General features: G+C 50.7%; 15 protein-coding genes. 12 read left to right on the top strand and 3 right to left on the bottom strand.

Going from position 1 to position 20,433, the window contains the following annotated elements; translation table 11 throughout:
- Positions 1-43 precede the first annotated feature (43 nt).
- The 7 genes from GQY55_RS21380 (at position 44) to GQY55_RS21350 (ending at position 12,473) form a co-directional block, all read left to right on the top strand.
- Complete coding sequence (locus GQY55_RS21380; protein ID WP_160043945.1) at positions 44-2,575, top strand: GH39 family glycosyl hydrolase; 2,532 nt, start codon at positions 44-46, stop codon at positions 2,573-2,575.
- Between the two features lie 180 nt (positions 2,576-2,755).
- Complete coding sequence (locus GQY55_RS21375; RefSeq protein ID WP_160043944.1) at positions 2,756-4,060, top strand: MFS transporter; 1,305 nt, start codon at positions 2,756-2,758, stop codon at positions 4,058-4,060.
- Positions 4,057-6,357 (top strand): glycoside hydrolase family 3 C-terminal domain-containing protein, encoded by a 2,301-nt coding sequence (locus GQY55_RS21370; protein ID WP_160043943.1) that lies wholly within the window; start codon positions 4,057-4,059, stop codon positions 6,355-6,357. Before GQY55_RS21375 ends, GQY55_RS21370 begins: the two co-directional genes overlap by 4 nt.
- A 29-nt stretch (positions 6,358-6,386) precedes the next feature.
- The gene (locus tag GQY55_RS21365) at positions 6,387-8,669 is read left to right on the top strand and encodes a glycoside hydrolase family 3 protein (RefSeq protein WP_160043942.1); all 2,283 of its coding nucleotides are present in this window, start codon (positions 6,387-6,389) and stop codon (positions 8,667-8,669) included.
- Positions 8,670-8,947: 278 nt separating this feature from the next.
- Positions 8,948-9,127: a DUF1796 family putative cysteine peptidase gene (locus GQY55_RS21360; protein ID WP_160044040.1), complete on the top strand. Its 180-nt coding sequence runs from the start codon at positions 8,948-8,950 to the stop codon at positions 9,125-9,127.
- Positions 9,128-9,330: 203 nt separating this feature from the next.
- On the top strand, positions 9,331-11,727 hold the full coding sequence (locus GQY55_RS21355; protein ID WP_160043941.1) for a YcdB/YcdC domain-containing protein: 2,397 nt from the start codon (positions 9,331-9,333) through the stop codon (positions 11,725-11,727).
- 92 nt (positions 11,728-11,819) lie between these two features.
- Complete coding sequence (locus tag GQY55_RS21350; RefSeq protein WP_201452206.1) at positions 11,820-12,473, top strand: glycosyltransferase; 654 nt, start codon at positions 11,820-11,822, stop codon at positions 12,471-12,473.
- Positions 12,474-12,576: 103 nt separating this feature from the next.
- Here GQY55_RS21350 and GQY55_RS21345 read toward each other — a convergent pair whose 3' ends face one another.
- Entirely contained in the window at positions 12,577-13,752 is a 1,176-nt protein-coding gene (locus tag GQY55_RS21345) for a serine hydrolase domain-containing protein (protein WP_160043940.1), read from the bottom strand.
- A 55-nt stretch (positions 13,753-13,807) separates the two neighbouring features.
- On the opposite strand from GQY55_RS21345, the gene GQY55_RS31545 reads away from it, so the two are divergent.
- Entirely contained in the window at positions 13,808-14,026 is a 219-nt protein-coding gene (locus tag GQY55_RS31545) for a hypothetical protein (protein ID WP_236575773.1), read from the top strand.
- Positions 14,027-14,034: 8 nt separating this feature from the next.
- Here GQY55_RS31545 and GQY55_RS21340 read toward each other — a convergent pair whose 3' ends face one another.
- Positions 14,035-15,315: an MFS transporter gene (locus GQY55_RS21340; protein ID WP_160043939.1), complete on the bottom strand. Its 1,281-nt coding sequence runs from the start codon at positions 15,313-15,315 to the stop codon at positions 14,035-14,037.
- Positions 15,312-16,019 (bottom strand): TetR family transcriptional regulator, encoded by a 708-nt coding sequence (locus tag GQY55_RS21335; protein ID WP_236575772.1) that lies wholly within the window; start codon positions 16,017-16,019, stop codon positions 15,312-15,314. The genes GQY55_RS21340 and GQY55_RS21335 overlap by 4 nt, the downstream gene beginning before the upstream one ends.
- 328 nt (positions 16,020-16,347) lie before the next feature.
- Between GQY55_RS21335 and GQY55_RS21330 the strand changes: the two genes are divergently transcribed.
- From GQY55_RS21330 to GQY55_RS21315, 4 genes are all read left to right on the top strand, one after another.
- Positions 16,348-17,034 carry a response regulator transcription factor gene (locus GQY55_RS21330; RefSeq protein ID WP_160043937.1) on the top strand — a complete coding sequence of 229 codons (687 nt, stop codon included), beginning with the start codon at positions 16,348-16,350 and terminating at the stop codon, positions 17,032-17,034.
- 4 nt (positions 17,035-17,038) lie between these two features.
- Complete coding sequence (locus GQY55_RS21325) at positions 17,039-18,475, top strand: sensor histidine kinase (RefSeq protein ID WP_160043936.1); 1,437 nt, start codon at positions 17,039-17,041, stop codon at positions 18,473-18,475.
- On the top strand, positions 18,472-19,260 hold the full coding sequence (locus tag GQY55_RS21320) for a hypothetical protein (RefSeq protein WP_160043935.1): 789 nt from the start codon (positions 18,472-18,474) through the stop codon (positions 19,258-19,260). The genes GQY55_RS21325 and GQY55_RS21320 overlap by 4 nt, the downstream gene beginning before the upstream one ends.
- 296 nt (positions 19,261-19,556) lie before the next feature.
- Positions 19,557-20,423, top strand: coding sequence for a carbohydrate ABC transporter permease (locus tag GQY55_RS21315; protein ID WP_160043934.1), 867 nt, complete (start codon positions 19,557-19,559; stop codon positions 20,421-20,423).
- Positions 20,424-20,433 lie beyond the last annotated feature (10 nt).

Below are 20,433 nucleotides of genomic sequence, written 5' to 3'. Positions count from 1 at the left end.
CATCTGTTATAATGGGTCGTAAGATGTACCGAGGAGGCCGATTATGGCAAATTCAATTTTTGAGCTGCTTGAAATCGATGACGGCTTGCCGTTTGACGTTTCCTTGCACAGCGTGAACTACGTTCCCAGCCACTGGCATAACAGCGTGGAGATCATTTTTGTGCTGCGGGGAACGTTGGAGGTTGCGATCGATAGCGTCAATCATACGCTCAAAGAAGGCGACGTTCTACTGATCAATCAGCATCATGTTCATGAAGTCATCGGTTTGGATATGAACATCATTGCCACATATCAAATACCAGCCGCGTATTTAAAAGAACATATGAAAAGCGCAGAAGAGTTCTCCTTCAACTTTCAAGCGAGTAAAGCGGGGACCGAATCGAAGGATGCCGTCTACCGGTTACGGCGTCTGCTGGCCGAAATGGTGCAGCTGAAATACAAACGGACGGAGACGTACGAATTGGATATGCAGTCCGCCATGCTCGGGGTTCTTTCCATTCTTGTCAAACGGTTCAAAGCCCCGCCGGCGGACGGGGCCGTTAACGAGCGCCACATGGACCGGATGCTGCGGATCATTTCGTACATCGACGACCACTACCGCGAGCCGATTACCCTTCAGTCCATCGCGGAGCGGGAGTTTTTGTCGGTCCCGTATCTGTCCAAATTTTTCAGCGAAAACATCGGGCTGAACTTCCAGGCGTATTTGACCAGCATTCGCTTGAAAAATGCCGTCGAGGACCTGCTTCGCCAAGAGGACGCTTCGATTTCGGAGCTTGCGATGCTGCACGGCTTTCCGAATGCCAAATCTTTTTACGCCGCCTTCAAGAACAGGTATCATATGACCCCGAACGAATATCGGAAGCAGTATCGGCCGGAACTGAACGAAAAGAAGGATCGCCCAACAACCAATTATTTGGAATTCAACCAGTCCAGCGCGCTTGGAATCATTCACCAGTATCTGGAACGGGGACAAGCCCGGTTCGAACAGGAAGTGCATAAGCTGGAGATTATATCGAGGAAGGTAGACGCTGCCATTGACGGCACGCCGATTCGTCATACATGGCGACGTTTGATCACCATCGGAAAAGCGAAGGAAGGTTTGCATGCCGATGTGCAGCAGCAGCTCCGGTACGTGCAGAATGGTTGTCCATTCGGTTATTTGCGGTTTCACGGCATTTTTGACGATGGGATGATGGTTTACCATGAAGGGGAAAACGGACAGGCTGCTTTTAATTTTCGGCTGATCGACCAGCTGTTCGACTTTTTGCTTTCGATCGGTTTAAAGCCGTTCGTTGAGCTCGGATTTATGCCGTCCGCGATGGCGGCCGATCCGGAGAAAAGCATCTTTTTTCGGAAAAGCTACACCAGCAAGCCGAAGTCGGCGGCGCTTTGGCGCGAGCTGATCGACCGCTTTTTCCGGCACTGCATGAACCGTTTCGGAGCGGCAGAGGTTGAAAGCTGGAGATTCGAGTTTTGGAACGAACCCGAGCTGGAGGCGTTCTGGCCCGGTACCGACAACGAATATTACGAGCTGTATTTGCTGACGTACCAAACGATGAAGAGCATTTCGCCAAACCTTCGCATCGGGGCCCCGGGGCGGATTATTACGCTGCGCTCCAATGCGTTCAGCGAACGTTTTTATGCCTTTTGCAGGGAACATGATTGCCTTCCTGATTTCATCCCGTATCATTTCTATCCGCATGAAAATTTGGAAGGATTCTTCAACCAGGAAGACGACGTCAGCGAGCTTCGCCGGCTGGAGCCATACCGGATCCTGCTGGAACAATTCGAGGGGGTTTCGCCAAATCCGAATTATTTGCGGGATGCGTTAACCCACGAGCTGCATCTGCTTGAGCAGGAGGGGCTGACCGACCGGGAAGTGTACCTGACGGAATGGAATTCCACCGCTTTTCACCGTGAGTTGACCAACGATACGCTGTACAAAGCCGCTTATATCGTCAAAAACCTGGTCGAAAATCTCGACCGGATCGACGGCTTCGGCTATTGGGTGCTCAGCGACAATATTGAGGAAACGTCGGCATCCCCCGCTTTATTTCACGGCGGACTCGGTCTGATTGCTCAGTACGGCATTCCGAAAGCCGCGATGTATGCTTACGAATTGATGGCAAGGCTAGGAGACCGTCTCGTGTCAATGGATGAAGGGTATATCGTGACGAAAAACGGCAGCGGGTACCAAATTTTATGTTACAACTACTGCCATTTCGATGATTTGTATGCGTTGGGGGATACGTCCTTCGTTACGCCTACAAGCCGGTACGGCGGCTTCAAAGGCGAGAAAACCTTGAAGCTCGAAATAGAGCTTCAAGGAATACCGGACGGACGATACGTAATGAAATCGCGCAGCATTACCCGTTCGGCCGGCAGCAGCTTCGACGCCTGGGTGGATATGGGGGCGCCGGAGACGATGACCGAGGAAGAACTTCATTATTTAAGAGCTGCATCGCAGCCGGATCGTCGCATGATTCAAGTGGAAGTGGAGGGACGCCAATTTCACTGCAATTGTACGCTTGAACCGCATGCGGTGGAATTGGTTGAGCTTATCCCGGCGTTTTAACCGATAGCAGGGACGTTGTGTCGATTTTTAATCAAAATTTCCTTGGTATAGAATAAAACGCTTTCAAAACCGTTAAAAATGGCCATAAAAGACCGCAAACAGCCGCCTCTCATCCGATGGGCGGTTTGTTTTATAATCGGGTTGTAAACGTTTCCACACACTTTGAGGAGGTTATCTCTTATGGCTAAAGCAACGATCATCGGCCAAACGATCACGCCGTTCAAACGGCTTACGTTCGGCATCATGTTCGGTTATGCCTGCATGATGCTGGCGCTAATGACTCCGGCAACGCTTCTTCTAACATTCAAAATGATTGAAATCGATCCGAACGGCTACACCTCTTCCTATGGCCTGGTTTCGGGCGTTGGGGCGTTTTTCGCACTGATCGGCAATCCGCTTGGGGGCGCAATCAGCGACCGCACCAACATCAGGTTCGGCCGGCGGCGGACTTGGATATTGTTAGGCCCGCTTTTCGGCTGCGCGGCGCTGCTTTGGGTGGGCTTCTCGACCCAGATCTGGCAGATTTTTATCGGCTGGGCGATCGCCCAATTGTTCTTTAACTTCGGTATGGCAGCGTATACTGCGTTGATTCCGGACCAGGTGAAGGAAGAAAAGCAGGGAACGATCTCCGGCATGCTCGGAACCGTTCTGCCGGTGGCCATGGCCCTTGGCATGGTGTTGATGACGGCGATGACGAACGCGTTCTCCGTTACGAAATGGACGTTGCTGGCGGTCATCGGGATTGTGGGACCGGTTATCAGCTTGTTCATCATTCAGGACGGGAAGGTTCAAATCGTCAACGCGCCGCAAGAAAAAGTGTCGATCGGCGAGAAGTTAAGCAAGATTTATCCTAATCCGCGCAAGCACCCGGCGTTTACCTGGGCCGTCATCTCCAAGTTTCTGCTCATGATGGGTTACTGCAGCAGCTTGTACCTGACCGTCATGCTGGTCAACCGTATGGGATATTCTGAAAGCGCCGCAACGGCTTCGGTGGCTACCATCAACATCATTTCCATGATCGCCATGGCGGTAACCAGCATTTTCGGCGGCGTGTTATCGGATAAATTCCGCAAGCAAAAACCGTTCCTGTACGTTTCCGCGCTGATCATTATCGTTTCGATTTTGATTTACGCCATTTTCGCCCATAATACGGCCTTTATCATTGCTTCCGCAATCATGGGGCTCGGATTCGGATGCTTCACCGCCGTCGATATGGCGCTTGTGTCGCGGATCCTTCCGAATAAGGAGGACGCGGCCAAAGATTTCGGCATCATGAACGTAGCCAACGCGCTGCCGCAATCGATCGTGCCGGCCATCGCCCCGTTACTGTTGGGCATCGGCGGCTGGCCGTTCTTCTACATCGTTCTTGCCGTGTGCGTCGCCATCGGGATGGCTGCGCTTAAGCCTCTGCCTGAGGTGGGGCAGCATGACCATGACGACAAAGCGAATTCAACCAGTTTAGAAATGGGGAGAAGCATATCATGAAACGAAACCTGAACGAAATCCTATCTCAAATGACGCTGGAAGAAAAAGCGAGCTTGTGTTCCGGACTGAACATGTGGCAGACCAAATCCGTGGAACGGCTCGGCATTCCATCCATCGTCATGACGGACGGTCCCCATGGCCTGCGCAAGCAGGCCAACCCGGGGGACATGTCCAGCAAAACGGTGCCTGCAACCTGTTTCCCGAGCGGAGCGGGGCTGGCATCGTCCTGGGACCGCGATTTGATCCGGGAAGTCGGTGAGGCCATCGCCGAGGAATGCCTGCAGGAGGACGTGCAAATCATTCTCGGTCCGGCCGTCAACATCAAACGCTCGCCGCTGTGCGGCAGAAACTTCGAATATTTCTCGGAAGACCCGTACTTGTCTTCGGAGATGGGCGCAAACCATGTAAAAGGCGTCCAGAGCAAAGGCGTCGGAACATCGGTCAAACATTTTGCCGCCAACAACCAGGAGACGCTGCGCAATTCCATTAACGCAATCGTAGACGAGCGGACGTTGAACGAAATTTATTTGCGCAGCTTCGAAGGGCCTGTCGTAGAAGGCGATGCATGGACGGTCATGTGCGCCTATAACCAGGTAAACGGGGATTACTGTTCGGAGAACGACTATCTTCTGAATCAAGTATTGAAGAAAAAATGGGGGCATCGAGGTCTGGTGATGACCGACTGGGGTGCCATCAATGAACGGGTGAAAGGACTCAAGGCCGGATTGGAGCTGGAAATGCCGTACGTCGGTCCGGAGCATGACCAAATGATCGTCGATGCGGTCAAATCCGGCGAACTGGATGAAGCCGTGCTGGATGAAGCGGTGATCCGCTTGCTGACGGTCATCTTCCAGGGGGTCGACGGCAGACAGGAAGGCTTCACGTACGACAAGGAAGCGCATCACCTTCTGGCCCGCCGCGCCGCCGCCGACTGCATGGTGCTTCTGAAGAACGACGATCGGCTTCTGCCGCTCCATTCCGGGCAGTCCGTGGCGGTCATTGGCGCGTTCGCGAAGCATCCGCGGTATCAGGGAGGCGGCAGTTCCCACATTTCGCCGACCCGGATCGACGCCGCATTCGACGCGATTTCAAGCATGGCGCAGGATGCGGAATATGCGCAGGGTTATAACCTGAAAGGCGACGACATTCGGCAAGACCTGATCGATGAAGCGGTGAAGCTGGCCCGGAGCAAGGATGTAGCCGTCATTTTTGCAGGGCTGCCGGAGTCGTTCGAATCCGAGGGAGTGGACCGGACCCATCTGGATATGCCTTTGTCCCAGATTCGCCTGATTGAAGCGGTTGCCGCCGTCCAGCCGAATACCGCCGTCGTATTGTCCAACGGTTCGCCGATAACGATGCCGTGGCTGCCGCAGGTGAAGGCGGTGCTCGAAGGTTATCTGGGCGGCCAGGCAACGGGCAGCGCGACAGCCGACGTGCTGTACGGCGCGGTAAACCCGAGCGGGAAACTGGCCGAGACGTTCCCGGTCCGCCTGGAGCAAACGCCGTCCTATCTCAATTTCCCCGGCGGCAAAAGCGAAGTGAACTACGGGGAAGGTTTATTCGTAGGCTACCGGTATTACGAAGCCAAAAAGGAGCAGCCTTTGTTCCCTTTCGGTCACGGCCTTAGTTATACGACCTATGCCTACGAAGGGATCGCCTTGGATAAAACGAAAATCAAAGATACGGAATCGCTGAAAGTCGCCGTAACCGTTCGGAATACCGGACAGGTCGCAGGGAAAGAGGTCGTGCAGCTGTACGTGAAGCCGCTCGGCAGCAGTGTGGTCAGACCGATCAAAGAGCTAAAAGGTTTTGCCAAGGTCAATCTTGCCCCGGGAGAAGCAGCGACCGTCGAATTTACGCTCGATAAACGTTCATTTGCTTTTTTCAATACGGAGATTCATGACTGGTTCGCCGAAACGGGCGATTACGAAATCGTCGTTGGCCCGTCGTCGGCGGAAACGCCGCTTGCCGCAATCGTTCACCTGGAATCGACCGCGGTACCGTTCCGAAAAGTCGACCGCAACACCAAATTTTTTGAGCTGCTGGCCATTCCTGAAACGGCCGAATTTGCCGATCAAGCGATGAACGGCAGCCTGGAGCGGATTAAACAAATGGGAGCCATGTTTGCCGAGAGCATGGGCGATGACGGCCTTGCCGAACTTTTTGAAGCTGTGGTGCAGTGGCGCAAATACGATGCTCTCCGTTCCTTATCCGGCATGATGGGCGGGGGCATGACCGAAGCGGAGCTGGCGAATGTCATCGACGAGTTGAACGAAAAGCTGAATTTAAATTCATAAGGTGCAACACGAGTGGAGGGAAACGAATAATGCAGCATACAAAGAGAACAGAAAACGCGGAAATTCGTTATATACAAAATGACAATGGGCCGACGCTTGGATATTCCGTCGGCTCCGGCGTCAAGATTATCGAACGGGACGGCCTCTTTTTTAAGGACTTGAACAAAAACGGGGAGCTGGATCCCTATGAGGATTGGCGTTTATCGCCGGAGGAAAGAGCCCGGGATCTGGCGTCCAAAATGACCGTCGAGCAAATCGCGGGGCTGATGCTGTACAGCCGGCACCAAGCGGTTCCCGCCGCCAGCACCGGCTGGTTCTCCGCAACCTACGGCGGCAAAACCTATGAGGATAGCGGCGTCAAACCTTGGGAACTGACGGATGAACAGCTGCAGTTTCTGGCCCGGGACCATGTAAGACATATATTGGTGACAACGGTGGAAAGCCCGGAGGTTGCCGCCAAGTGGAACAACCTCGTTCAGGCTTTTGCCGAAGGGGAAGGGCTTGGCATTCCGGCCAATAACAGCTCCGATCCTCGGCACGGATCCGATTCGAGCTCGGAATTTAACGCGGGCTCGGGAGGCAAAATCTCCATGTGGCCGGAAACGCTGGGGCTGGCCGCCACCTTTGATCCGGACGTCACGAAGAAATTCGGCGAAGTCGCTTCGAAAGAATACCGGGCGTTGGGATTATCGACGGCTTTATCGCCGCAAATCGATATTGCCACCGATCCGCGCTGGTTCCGGTTCAACGGGACGTTCGGGGAAGATTCGGCGCTTGCGGCGGACATGGCCCGGGCTTATGTCGACGGCTTCCAGACTTCGGAAGGGGAGCGTGAGATCCGGGACGGATGGGGTTACGACAGCGTAAATGCGATGGTGAAACATTGGCCCGGCGGAGGTTCGGGGGAAGGCGGACGAGACGCCCACTACGGATGCGGCAAATATGCGGTATATCCGGGCGATAACTTTGCCGAGCATTTGATTCCCTTTACGGAAGGGGCTTTCAAGCTGTCCGGTAAAACGGGAAAGGCTGCCGCGGTCATGCCTTACTACACGATTTCTTCCGGTCAGGAACAGGCCAACGGCGAAGAAGTAGGCAATTCTTATAATTCTTATCTGATCAAAGATCTGCTCCGCGGCCGGTACGGTTACGACGGCGTCGTATGTACCGACTGGATGATTACGGCCGACGAATCGCCGGAGAAAGATTCCTTTCTCAGCGGCAAGCCTTGGGGAGTCGAGCACTTAAGCGTCGCCGAAAGACATTACAAGCTGCTGCTGGCCGGCGTCGATCAATTCGGGGGCAACAATGAAGCCGCACCGGTCCTTGAAGCCTACGAGATGGGAGTCCGGGAGTACGGGGAGCCGTTTATGCGCCGGCGTTTCGAGGAATCCGCCGTCCGTCTTCTGCTCAATATGTTCCGGCTCGGGTTGTTCGAGAACCCTTACCTGGATCCGGAATCCAGCGCCCGCGTGGTCGGGAACCCGGATTTTATGAAGGAAGGATATGAAGCGCAGCTGAAATCGGTTGTCCTGCTCAAAAATAAAAACCGCGCGCTTCCGCTTCAACCGGGTTTAAAGGTGTACATTCCGAAACGTTACACGCCGGCGGGAACGGACTGGTTCGGCAATCCGACGCCGGAATCGCTTGAATATCCGGTGAATCTGGATATCGTGTCCAAATATTTTACCGTTGCGGAGCGCCCGGAGGATGCGGATGCCGGGCTTGTGTTTATCGCTTCCCCCAAGTCGGGCAAAGGCTACAGCCGGGAGGATGCCGAACAGGGCGGCAACGGTTATGTGCCGATCAGCCTGCAGTACCGGACATACACCGCGGAACATGCCCGCGGGATGAGTCTTGCCGGCGATCCGCGTCCGGGCGACGTGTTGAACCGTTCATACAAGGGCAAGCGCGTTACGCCCGAGAATACGTCCGACCTGGATGCAGTGCTAGAAACCCGAAAATTGATGAACGGAAAACCCGTCATCGTATCTCTGCAGCTTTCCAATCCGACGGTCGTTGAGGAATTTGAATCCGAAGCAGACGCCATCGTCGCCGATTTTGGGGTTCAAGCGCAGGCCATTATGGAGATCATCACCGGAGCGGTGGAACCGTCAGGGCTGCTTCCTCTGCAGATGCCCGCCAACATGAAAACGGTGGAAGAGCAGCTGGAAGACGTCGCACATGACATGGAGTGCCACGTAGATACGGAAGGCCAAATCTATGATTTTGGTTTTGGACTGAACTGGAACGGCCCGATCGATGACGAACGGACGCGAAAATACCGGAAGCGACGGAACGCGCATGCCTAAAGGTTTGGAACGATGCAAAAAGCAAACGGTGAGCTCTCGAAGCTCGCCGTTTGCTTTTTTTTATGTTCGTATTTTTTTCGTAAATTGAGACGCTAAGCGCTAAAAAAAGAGATTTTACGCTAACATGGGACGAAGCTGAGCCGGGATCCTCTTCTGAGAAAAACAAACGCTGCAAGAGCCTTCCGTTGCCCGAACATCTATGACGGATTGTCGCCAGGTTGAATAGAATAGGCAAATCTATCAACTAGAAAGCGGTGACCCATGTGAAGCTAGAGAACATGAAAGGCGCTTATGACATCATCGTCAGCTTGGGCAGCTGGTGCGGGCCATCCATCTTTTTGTGTCGTCGCCAGCTGCGTCGTTTCTCCTTTCCGTTAGACTGGATGATATCAAACTCGGTTACGGATCTGACAAGACGACATCGGCACGCTGCAGGTTCCCCCCGAACGTCCTTATGATGAAGCAGCCTGGAATAGGATCATGAACGGTCTGTCGTTGACAGGCTATTGGTAAAAGGGATCAAATAAGGCGCAGACGGAATGGTCTGTTTTTGCAAATAAGTCCTAATATTTTCCCTGAAATTCCAAATTGCAATCCAGCTCTCAAACTTCCCATGTTATAATCATTATGGATGATAATGGAATAACAGGGAGGAAGAAAGATGGACGAACTAAAACATGCTGCTGACATGCCAATAACCCGGGCGAAAGGAAGGAGCCTAACAACCGCATCCGTCGTGAAGAAGGTGCTTGCAGGCACGCTTGGACTTAGCCTGATACAAGTGCCCCTGTTGGCGTCAGCGGCTCCAGGCTTAACACTGGTTACGCAAGAATCAACAGCGCCAACAAGCAAGGACAGTGCTTCCGCGGCATCCAAAGGTCTCAATCCGGCAGACGCCAAGATTACGAAAGACCAGGCCGAAGCGCGGGCAAGATCTTTATTCCCCATACTGAATGAGGCAAGGCTGGACGGCATTACTTATGGAGAACAGAACGTATACCCGCCAAACACGAAAAAAGTATGGGTGCTGAATTGGGCGATTCAAAGAGGAAACGGCTCGACGAGCTTTAATGTCGACGTGGACGCCTTAACGGGGGATATTTTGAGCTTTTATTATCCATCCACGTGGCCACAAGCGGACTCCAACACGGCCTATTACCCACCGCCGGTCTCCAAACAGGAAGCTGAAAAGATTGCCGAAGCGTTTATATTCAAAGCAGCTCCGTCCATCAAGGCGGGAACGATGAAACCATCGAACCAGTACGGTTATGCGCCTAACAAAACGTTGTTTGGACCGGTTCAGTATTCGTTTACCTATTCGGTCGATGTCAACGGATTACCGGCCGATAATGAGTACGTGAGCGTCGATGTAGATGGAAACGGCAATATCGTCCGTTTTAATCGAAGCGCTTTCCAGGGCGATTTTCCATCGGCCAAAGCAGCCATCGGCAAGGAGGAAGCGGAGAAGCGGCTTAAGCAGGGATTGTCTGTGAAACTCGCTTACATACCGTCTACCCCGCTGTTTAATTCGTCCGCCAAACGCGAATGGAAGATCGGCTATATGCCTGACCGGAATTTGGAGCCTATGGATGCCAATTCCGGGAAGCGGATCGATACGATCTGGGGAAAAGATCTCGATGAAGCCAGTCAAGCGGTTAGCTATACCGCATTAACGCCTTCCAATAAAATGTTCACCCCGCATAAGGGCGGGCAGCTGACTTCGGACCAAGCACAGGCGCTGCTACAGGGAATTGCTCCGGGTCCGGATTACCAATTCCAAGCCGCCCTGGGGAATTATTGGAGCGATCGCAGGCAGGTTTGGAATCTGAGCTGGAACAAAAGATCTTCCGGTTTGTATCAGGGGGATAGCAAACACGCGGTCGTGGATGCCGAAACAGGACAGTTGCTGGCCTATAATGAGTTCCAGTATCCGGGAAGCGAACCGGTCAAAGCCACCGCTTCCGCCGTGACGGAAGCCCAGGCTAAAACGAAGGCCATCGAGATGGTGTTGGCCTATTATCCGAATGCCACAGAAGCCTTGAAACTGACGGACGCCAAAACGTCGAACAACCCGTCATCCTCGAAAACGGTATACCAATTCGTGTTCCAACGCTTTTATAAGGACTTGCCCATTAACGGTAGTACGGTGAACGTCTCGATCGACGGCAGCGGCAAGCTGACAAGCTACGATACGAATGGCAATCTGTCGGATGCGGACTTCAAAGCAATGGATGCCTTGACGGCGAAAATCAGCCCGAAAGACGCTCAGGAGCGCCTTCTGAACGAGCTCGGGGTGGAGCTGCGGTATATCAGCAGCGGCGGCTATCCCGTTGATAACACGTATGTGGAGCCTACTGTTCGATTGGCTTACGTTCCAATGCTTAATAAGGACAGGTACCTGGGTTATATCGACGCGGTCACAGGCAAAACGGAAGTCTTTAACGTGCTGCCGAATCCGGGCAACGGACAAAGCACCGAGCTTCCTAGCGATGCGGTGAATCATGCGGCAAGCAAGGATTTGGCGACGCTGCTTGAATACCGTGTTTTGTCTCCGTCGCAGGACGGATTGCTTCATCCCGACGCGGAGCTGACTTTGGGCGATTGGATTCAGATGATGGCTAAGGGGATGAATCCCGATCAAGATTATTTTGGCGGCCCAATGAAGCCGATTTTCACGGATGTACCCGCGGACAGCCCAATTGCTCAGGCGGTGCAGCTGTTCTCCGAAAAAGGATGGTTTGGCAATGTCAAATCTTCCGAGCTGCATCCGGAGCAGAAGCTGACCCGTGAAGCGGTTGCGGCCACCCTGACTTTGGCTCTTCATTACAATCGTTTGTCTGATTTCTTACAGCAGGACGCGGAGGCGTTGTCCCTCTCGGACGCAAATGCGATTAAAGACAAAGGAGCCGTTGCGCTTATGCTGAAGCTCGGTCTGATGGAGGCCCTAGGCGGCAAATTTGATCCTGCGAAGCCGGTCACCAGGGCGGAAGCGGCAACGATTATGGTGCGGCTGGCGAATCTTCAAGGAAAAGTGGATACGCCGCTGAACGAAAGGTAAACGAATCAAATCATCCTTCTGTATAAAATCGGGTACTGCAACCATAATAAGACAAACTATTTTATTCCCGAAGTACAGAGGAGCAGATCAAAGTGAAAAACAGACGGTTGCAGGCTTTGCTGATCATCATGGCGCTCGTTTTTAGCGTGACGCAGGCGACGGTACCCGTGCAGGCGATGGCAGTCGAGAAGAAGGATCCTACTTGCATTAGTCCGAAAATGGTACGGTTGAAGACCGATATGCAGAAGGTTTGGATCGACCATACGATATGGACCAGAAGCTACATTGTCAGCGCTGTATCCAATCGTCCGGACCAGAAGGACGTATTGGACCGGCTTTTGCGGAACCAACAGGACATAGGCAATGTGATCAAACCTTATTATGGTGAAGCTGCGGGCAATAAGCTGGCGGATCTTCTAAGGGAACATATTCTGATTGCAGGGAAAATCGTAGCTGCGGCCAAAGCGGACAACCAAGCGGATGTGCAAAAATTAGAGGCGGATTGGCATCGAAACGCCGACGATATTGCCAAATTTTTAAGCACGGCGAATCCGAACTGGCCATTTAAAACGCTGCAAGATATGCTGTATACGCACCTGCAGCTGATTACGGAAATCGTCCTTGACTGTCTCAAAGGAGATTGGAAATCGGATATTGCGGCAACCGACAAAAACGAGATCCATATGATTCATTTAGCGGACATCCTGACCGAAGGCATTGTCAAACAGTTTCCTGGAAAATTTTAAAGAAAAGGCGACGTCGCTGTAAAGTTTTATAAAGCGGCCCGCTAAAATTAAAGTGAACCGCGCCTGGGATCATTCCCTCAGCGCGGTTCACTTCGTTGTGCCCTTACAAGGTGCTGAACACGATATTGCGCAGCTTGCGCGTAATCGGCATCGTTCCGGCATCTTTTTTCTGGATCATAAACAGGATGGTTAGACGGTCTTGAGGACTGTTGCAGAAGTATGCCCCGAGCCATCCGTCCCAGCCGTATTCGCCATGGCTGCCGATATAGCCGGCTTTTCCCGGGTCGGTCATGACGCGCATCTGGTTGCCATAGCTATGGCCGCGTTTGGTATGCCATGTATCGAAACCTTTTTGCTGCCAATCGGTCAACGCAGCCGACGTCATATATTGAACCGTTCTGGGCCTTAACAGTTGAACGCCGTCGAAGCTGCCTTGATTCATCAGCATCGTCGTAAATTTGGCGGCATCGTCAATGGTGGAAGCGAGGCCCGCTCCGCCGGACTCGAATGCCGGTTCCCTGTCCATTTGATGGACGATGCCAAGATGGCTTTCCGCGTACAGTTTAAGGCCGCCTTCACCGTCATCCTGATAGGTTTTCACAAGGCGGTCTCTTTTTTCTTCAGGCAGCCAGAAACCGGTGTCCTTCATTCCCAACGGTTCGAAAATTTCTTTTTTCAAAAATTGCCCGTACCGCATGCCGCTTACCGCTTCGACAACCGCGCCGAGAACGTCCGCCGACGTTCCGTATTGCCAATTCGATCCCGGCTCGAACGAAAGAGGCCCTTGGCCCAGGCGGTTTGCGAATTCCATGGTGCTTATGGGGTTTTCTCCATACAATCGGCTGCCGATTTCCTGGAACAATGCTTCCGTATGACGCCCGGCTTTGTCGGTTCCGCCATAGACCAATCCCGACGTCATGTTCAGCAAATCGTGAATGTTGACTTCCCGGCTGCAAGGCACCAATTCTCCGTTTTTCTCTACCCGTTGGTTTTTGAATCCCGGAATATAGCGGCTTACCGGATCAAACAAATCGATATCCCCGCGTTCCAACAGCATCATGACGGAAGTGGCGGTGATCGGCTTTGTCATCGAATACAAACGGAAAATCGAATCTCTTGCTATCGGACGTCCCGATTCGATGTCGGCCAATCCGTCTTCATGGTAAAAAACTTCGTCGCCGTCCTTGATTACCATAAAGTTCGCGCCTGCGATATCCCCGTTGTCGATACTTGCTTTCAGCTTTTTTTTCAATTGGTTGGTTATGCTTGGTTCCAGCATGTTTCTTATGGGCTCCTTCCGAATAAGTTCTCTTCAATGAATGGGGATGTTAACCATGCACTATACAAATATTAAGCGCTTTCGAACCGATTGTATAGAAATTATTATCCGATTCTTTGAACTTCAATGGACTACCGAGAAAAAGGGAACTGACGCCAGAAAGCCAGATATGGTTTATTCGATGTTAAGCGAAAGTAAAGCGACTGATCGGGCGCTCAAAACAGCAAGAGGCGATGTTATGGAATATGCCCACCTGTCATTTTTGGTGATCTGACCGTTTTTTTAGAAGATTTCCTCCTTAGCGGTTGTAGGCTCATCCGTTGCACGAGCCATGTTTTTGCGGACCAGGGGAGGGAGGGCGGTTAAATAGAAAAAGCTTACTCCTACGGTACAAATGGCCAGTATATAATGCAACCATGTGACGGATATCCAAGCCGGAAAAGCTAAAGCAATTCCCCCCAAGGCCAGGGAGTGGCCAAGCATCATGACCGGCTCGATCAATGCGTTAACACGCCCCATATTTTGAGGGGGAACGAGCTCCGGCATCCAGCTGCCAAGGGCGATATTTATGGGAGCAATGGCTACACCCGCTACCAATACAAGTACAAAATAAACTTCAACTCGTTCGGCCCAGCCCAGTCCCCCAATAAGCAGGCTGGATATAAACAGGCCGGCTACTAGGATCGGCGCTCTCGTGAAACGACGGATCAGGTGCGGACCAAGCACGGTCCCGACAAGAAAGCCGATGCCCAGGAAGACGGTAATAAGTGAAGAATGAACGACGTATTGATCGGGACTAAGCTTATATTTCATAGCAAATATGGGGAGGACGGCGAAGACGCCGTTTACGATGCCGAAGAACAGAAAACCGCTAATCAGCACAAGAAGCAGCCGATTACCCGCAATATATTGAAGGCCATGCCAAAAATCTTTCAGGATGACGGAAAAACGCAGTTCGCGAATGCGGTTTTTTCCGTTTGGAGTACGCGCATGTTCAGGAAACTCCCCCAAGGAAAGAAGCAAACCGGATAATAAGAAACTGAGCCCGTCAACAACGATGGCCCCTTCAATTCCGATGAAATGATAAGAAGCGGCCCCTAAGCTCATGCCAAAAAGCATAAAAACACCCGTGATCATTTGGTTCAAACCGGAGGCCTGAATATATTGATCCTGATCGATGCTCCCTTGCAATAGTCCCATTTCGGCGGGACCGAAAAATTTGGATATCGAACTGCGCAAAAACAACACCAGAAAACAGGGGAGAAGGAAGTCATAATGAACAAAAAGCAGCAACAGCAAGGTCAACCCGGCCCGAATCCAGTCACTATAGGCTGCGATCCGTTTGCGGTCGAACCGGTCTGCGATGACGCCGACCATCCAGAACAAGGCTAAAGTCGGCAGTGAGTACATAAGCTCTGCCGTTGTAGCTAACGACGGTTTTTCACTGTACCTGTCTACCAAATAATAGGCGAATGCCATATTTCCTACAACCGTTCCTAGCTGGGAGGCAAATGTTGCAAAAAACAACTTAGAGAACGTAGGATTGCGAAAGAGCGCCTTCATTCCATCTCCTCCTGTTGATCTGACTCGTGAACCCATTTCGAACAGAGGAGGCTTTTCAAATATTCCACCAAAGAATCAAACTGCATACGGGTGCTCGCTAGCTCGGTACCAACGGTGATGGAATGGGTCATAATGCCTTCCTGATAAGATGCTGCAAGTCTTGCGATATCCATAATGCTCATATCAGGTGAAAATTCACCGCGATCGACACCCATCTGAATCAGCTTCGCAAATTGGGCTACACCCTTTTCGTAGCGCTTCATAAGAAGTGCGCGGCGCTGCCCATCTCTCCATCCGATGAGGAAATACTCGTAGAATGCGGGCATCAATCCGGCGTTAGGGGGATTGTACAGTTCCTGAAACTGCTGCGTTAAGAGCGTAATCATCACTTCCCATATATACGAGGACGATTTGATGAGTTCTTCCACATAGCGTTCATGCTGCATGTCCTGAAGATCCAGCAGTGCCTCAAAGATTTCATCTTTGCTCTGAAAATACAAGTAAATCCATCCCCGGCTCATTCCGGTTTCCTCAACAATATCCTTGAGCGTAGCTGCCCCGTATCCTTTCTCGATGAAAACTCGCTTGGCCGCTTCGAGTATTTGCAAGCTTCTTCCTTCTTTACGACGATCCGTTAGTTTAGGGGACAATCGCGCCACCGCCTTTTCGTTTCCGCAAAATGAATTGCGTGTCACTTTGATCATAATGACATGCGATTCATTTTGCAATAACAAATTACATTCTTGGCGACGAATTCCCTTTGTCCGGCTTAAGGAAATATTAAGAAAAAAATTAGAATACTACAGTTTACTTGTATTTTGTCTTTATCTCTCTCTATTATTCTTTCTATTGGAGAGAGGGACAAATAAAATATGACAAACCCTTTTTCGCAAAGCCTGCCGTGAGGGGATTTGATCCGTAATCCGTTTCAAGATATTTTTAGAAAGTCAGGATGGGGTATGGATTGTAGCGACCTGATACCCCAAGCACAGCAAGGCGGTTATTACAGGGAAAGGTGGCATTGGAATCCGAGTGAACAAGCAGATTTTAATCGTAGAGGATGACATACATATTTCGAATATTATCAAGATGAATTTGAATATCGTAAACTACGAAACGGTCCAGGTTTATGACGGACTGGCGGCGCTTGAGGCCGTTCAAAACAGACAGAACCAGGGAAGCGGCTCCTCCGCCAGACCGTTTGACCTAATTATAATGGACGTGATGATACCCGGGATGGACGGGTTTCAATTGATGGACCGGATTCGTCCGCTGGGCATACCGGTTATTTTTCTGACTGCCAAGAATGCGGTGTTTGACAAGGTCAACGGCTTAAAACTGGGAGCGGACGATTACATGGTCAAGCCGTTCGAGGCGATTGAGCTGTTGGCTCGTATTGAAACCGTGATGCGCAGGTACGGGAAAGAAGAGCAACTGATTCATTTTAAAGGGATAAGCGTCAACCTGAATAAGCGGGAAGTCACCGTAAGCGGGGAAAAGGTGGAGCTGACGCCTAAGGAATATGATCTGCTCGTCGTTTTATTGAAGAACAAAAATATTGCGCTCTCCAGAGAGCAGATTCTGGATAAAGTGTGGGGGTTCGATTATTTCGGTGAAACCCGAACCATTGACACGCATGTCAAAGCGCTGCGCAAAAAGCTTCATCTGCAGGACAGCATCCATACGGTCTATAAAATCGGCTACCGCTTAGAGGATTAGGGCTATGAAATTTTGGCAGAAAATTTGTCTGTTTTCCATTCTCACGTTTGTCGTCATCTTCAACATCGCCTCGATTATGGTCATTGAACGCAATCACAACCAAATGCTGCAGCAGGAAATAGGCAATGCCTTAAGTGAAAATATGAGCATTCATTCCAGTGTAAATGGAGTTATTCCCATTCTGAACGTGTATGACAGCATCGATTATGAGAAGACGGTACTGACGAATATCGCGACAGGATTTGTGAATAAGAACCAAGAAGAGAACGTATACATCCAGATCACCGAAGGCAGCCGGATCGTGTACAGCAATACGAATTTTTCAATGCCCCAGAGCCGTAAGGAACTGATTCGACTGACCGCTGATGAAATTAGGTATATTCTTCGTGATATCGGCAAAAGAACAATGCTGTTCACCTCAAATCTTGCACCCATTAACGGCAAATATTACGTGTTCACTTATATTAAAGACGTGACGCCTCTTTATGATGAGCGCATGAATCAATACAGCTTTTTCTTCAAGGTGGATGCAGGTGCCGTCATTCTGTATGCACTCGTCATGTTCCTGATCAGCAAAGGGCTGACAAAGCCAATTGACCGGATGATCCGCATGGCGAAGGTTATTGCGCAAGGCAGATTCTCGGAACGCGTCAAGTTGAAATCACGGGATGAGATCGGCATGCTGGGTGCGAACTTCAATGAGATGGCTGAAGTCGTCGAAGAGAAAATCAATGAGCTCGAAAGAAACAACAATGAGAAAGAGCGATTTATCCAGAACATTACGCATGAGTTGAAAACACCACTCACTTCGATTATCGGTTATGCGAATTTTTTAAGAATGACGAAGGTGGGAGAGGAAACACTGTTGGATGGACTGAACGTCATCTATTCCGAAGCAAAGAGACTCGAGCATCTTTCATTTAAATTGATGGATCTGATTCTGCTCAGGCAAGGCCATACTGAACTAAGAACGGTCAATATGAAGAATGTGATCCGGGAAGCGGAGGCTTCCTTGCAAATGAAAGCCGCGGATAAGCATCTCCGGCTCATTACCCGTTGCGTGGATGGAGAAGTGCGGATGGATCCCGACTTAATCAAAGTTCTGATCCATAACCTCGTGGACAACGCGATGAAAGCATTAACCGAAGCGGGAATGATCACGCTGCAATCACAGGCAGGGCAAGGGTGCTATACACTTGAAGTTATTGATCACGGGATCGGTATTCCTGAGGAGCATCTGGCAAACCTGTTTGAGCCGTTTTATATGGTAGACAAAGCTAGAACCAAAAGCCAGCATGGTGCCGGGCTGGGTCTATCCATCTGTCAAAGCATCGCCGAAGTGCACGGGGCCCGGTTAGAAGTGGAGAGCCAGCCGGGAGAGGGAACCACCGTGCGTGTGATGTTCCCGCTTCAATATAAAGGGGGAGGTGAGCGGGAATGAAACGGTTGTTATTCATTGCCGCATATGTATGTACGATCTGCGTTCTAAGCGGGTGCGACGGCTTTTATCAGGCGATCGAGAAAGACACCGTCATGGTAAAACATATCGCCAAAGATTCTGATGCCAAATTGGTGGAATATAACGGCATGCTGTCGCAAGAAACAGTAACAAGATTAAGTATTAATGCAGTGAATAAATTTTATCATCTGAAGCTGACTTCGGATCAGGTAAGAATCGGGATCTATTCCATGTCTCAGAAAGAGCTGGAGAACCTATTAGCTATGATGGAAGGGAACTATAAAAACTATGAGAACTTTAAAGCAGCAGGAGAACGGGAAAAGAAAGCTTTAAAAAGAATCGGGAAGAGGATCACTCAGTTTACAGATGGCCTTACCTTTGTCAGTCTTCAGGGCAAAACCGATCAGAGTGGATTCGAGGTGCTCATGAACCCCAAGGACGGTAAAGTGGAAAGCATCATGCAGCGTGGCGCGGAATATTTTAATGATGCAACGGGAAGCGATATGAATTCAAAAATGATACCCAAAGGACTCTCGGGCGAAGAAATGGTCCATAAGGCCGAGAAGTATCTTGCACAGATCGAAGGCACTGCAGCATCCGCTTATCAGTTGGACTACCAATACTCGTATGGGACAACGCAAGAATTGTATTATCGAACCAAGGAACCCGATGTCGGCGAACTCAGACTTGTGATAGATACTAATGCGGGAGAGTTCATAGGGTTCGACAAGGATAACTTGAGCGAAATGTGGTTCTACAACAATTGACATTAGCGGTTCGAAGGCAAAGCTGTATTCTACAGCGCGAGCGAGAAAAAAGAAATGTTTGATCCCCAAAATGGGTAGATCAAAAAGGCTGGATCTGATGACCGGCCTTTTTTGTATGTCATTACTGAATTGAATATCATTATGCAGGCCAATTTTTACAATTTCATCACAACTCTACCCGACTTCCAATATATACGTGCCATAAGATAGCTTTGTGCTGCTGAGATGAAATATCGAATGTAGATATGTTAATCCGTCCACCTTTAGCAGCAGGTCATGAAAGGATGAAGACAACGATGAAGAGATGGCTCCGCAAAGATGCTTCGGCAGCCGTGATGTTCCTTGTGCCTAGCGGCGTCGGATTTTCCGTTTTTTACCTGATCCCGTTTGTCATGGGAGTGTTTTATTCCTTTATGGACAGTACGGTGGGTGGGCATTTTGTCGGATTCGACAATTACCGCGAACTGCTTGCGAGCGGTTCCTTCCGCAAAGCGGCATCCAACACGTTTTATTTCAGTGCGGTTAGCGTTCCGCTTATGCTTGCACTGTCGCTGGGGCTGGCCATGCTTTTAAACCAAAGTACATATCTTCGAAGATGGCTTCGGACGGCCTATGTGCTGCCGCTGGTCGTACCCGTGGCCTCGATCGTTATGATCTGGCAGATCCTGTTCGATTGGAACGGTTCTCTGAACGCCTGGCTGAGCCATTTCGGGGCAGCTCGCGTGGATTGGATGAAGACGGATTCGGCCCGAATTGTCGTCATCGTCGTGTATTTATGGAAAAACATCGGCTACAACGTGATTTTATTTTTAGCCGGTTTGCAGCAAATTCCGAAAGACTATTACGAAACCGCCCAAATCGAGGGGGCAGGGCGTTTACGGCAGTTCAGAAGCATCACGCTGGTCTATCTAACCTCCACGATGTTCTTTGTCGTCATCATGTCGATCATCAATTCGTTTAAAGTATTCCGGGAAACGTATCTGATCGCAGGTGATTATCCGCATGACAGCATCTACATGATGCAGCACTATATGAACAACATGTTTATGTCGCTCGATACCCAGAAGTTGACTGCAGCGGCGACCTTCATGTTCGGCTGCATTCTGATGATTGTCATGGGACTGTTCATGCTTGAACGCAGGCATCGGCAATACATGGAATAGGAGGTGAGAG

It is taken from the genome of Paenibacillus sp. USDA918EY, from assembly GCF_009870825.1.
GTDB classification, from domain to species: domain Bacteria; phylum Bacillota; class Bacilli; order Paenibacillales; family Paenibacillaceae; genus Paenibacillus_AQ; species Paenibacillus_AQ albilobatus.
This window is presented reverse-complemented; position numbering and strand designations above follow the sequence as displayed.

Coding starts and splice junctions, on each gene's coding strand:
- GQY55_RS21380 (WP_160043945.1), top strand. CDS start 44: ATGGCAAATTCAATTTTTGAGCTGCTTGAAATCGATGACGGCTTGCCG.
- GQY55_RS21375 (WP_160043944.1), top strand. CDS start 2,756: ATGGCTAAAGCAACGATCATCGGCCAAACGATCACGCCGTTCAAACGG.
- GQY55_RS21370 (WP_160043943.1), top strand. CDS start 4,057: ATGAAACGAAACCTGAACGAAATCCTATCTCAAATGACGCTGGAAGAA.
- GQY55_RS21365 (WP_160043942.1), top strand. CDS start 6,387: ATGCAGCATACAAAGAGAACAGAAAACGCGGAAATTCGTTATATACAA.
- GQY55_RS21360 (WP_160044040.1), top strand. CDS start 8,948: ATGAAAGGCGCTTATGACATCATCGTCAGCTTGGGCAGCTGGTGCGGG.
- GQY55_RS21355 (WP_160043941.1), top strand. CDS start 9,331: ATGGACGAACTAAAACATGCTGCTGACATGCCAATAACCCGGGCGAAA.
- GQY55_RS21345 (WP_160043940.1), bottom strand. CDS start 13,752: ATGCTGGAACCAAGCATAACCAACCAATTGAAAAAAAAGCTGAAAGCA.
- GQY55_RS31545 (WP_236575773.1), top strand. CDS start 13,808: ATGCACTATACAAATATTAAGCGCTTTCGAACCGATTGTATAGAAATT.
- GQY55_RS21340 (WP_160043939.1), bottom strand. CDS start 15,315: ATGAAGGCGCTCTTTCGCAATCCTACGTTCTCTAAGTTGTTTTTTGCA.
- GQY55_RS21335 (WP_236575772.1), bottom strand. CDS start 16,019: ATGATCAAAGTGACACGCAATTCATTTTGCGGAAACGAAAAGGCGGTG.
- GQY55_RS21325 (WP_160043936.1), top strand. CDS start 17,039: ATGAAATTTTGGCAGAAAATTTGTCTGTTTTCCATTCTCACGTTTGTC.
- GQY55_RS21320 (WP_160043935.1), top strand. CDS start 18,472: ATGAAACGGTTGTTATTCATTGCCGCATATGTATGTACGATCTGCGTT.
- GQY55_RS21315 (WP_160043934.1), top strand. CDS start 19,557: ATGAAGAGATGGCTCCGCAAAGATGCTTCGGCAGCCGTGATGTTCCTT.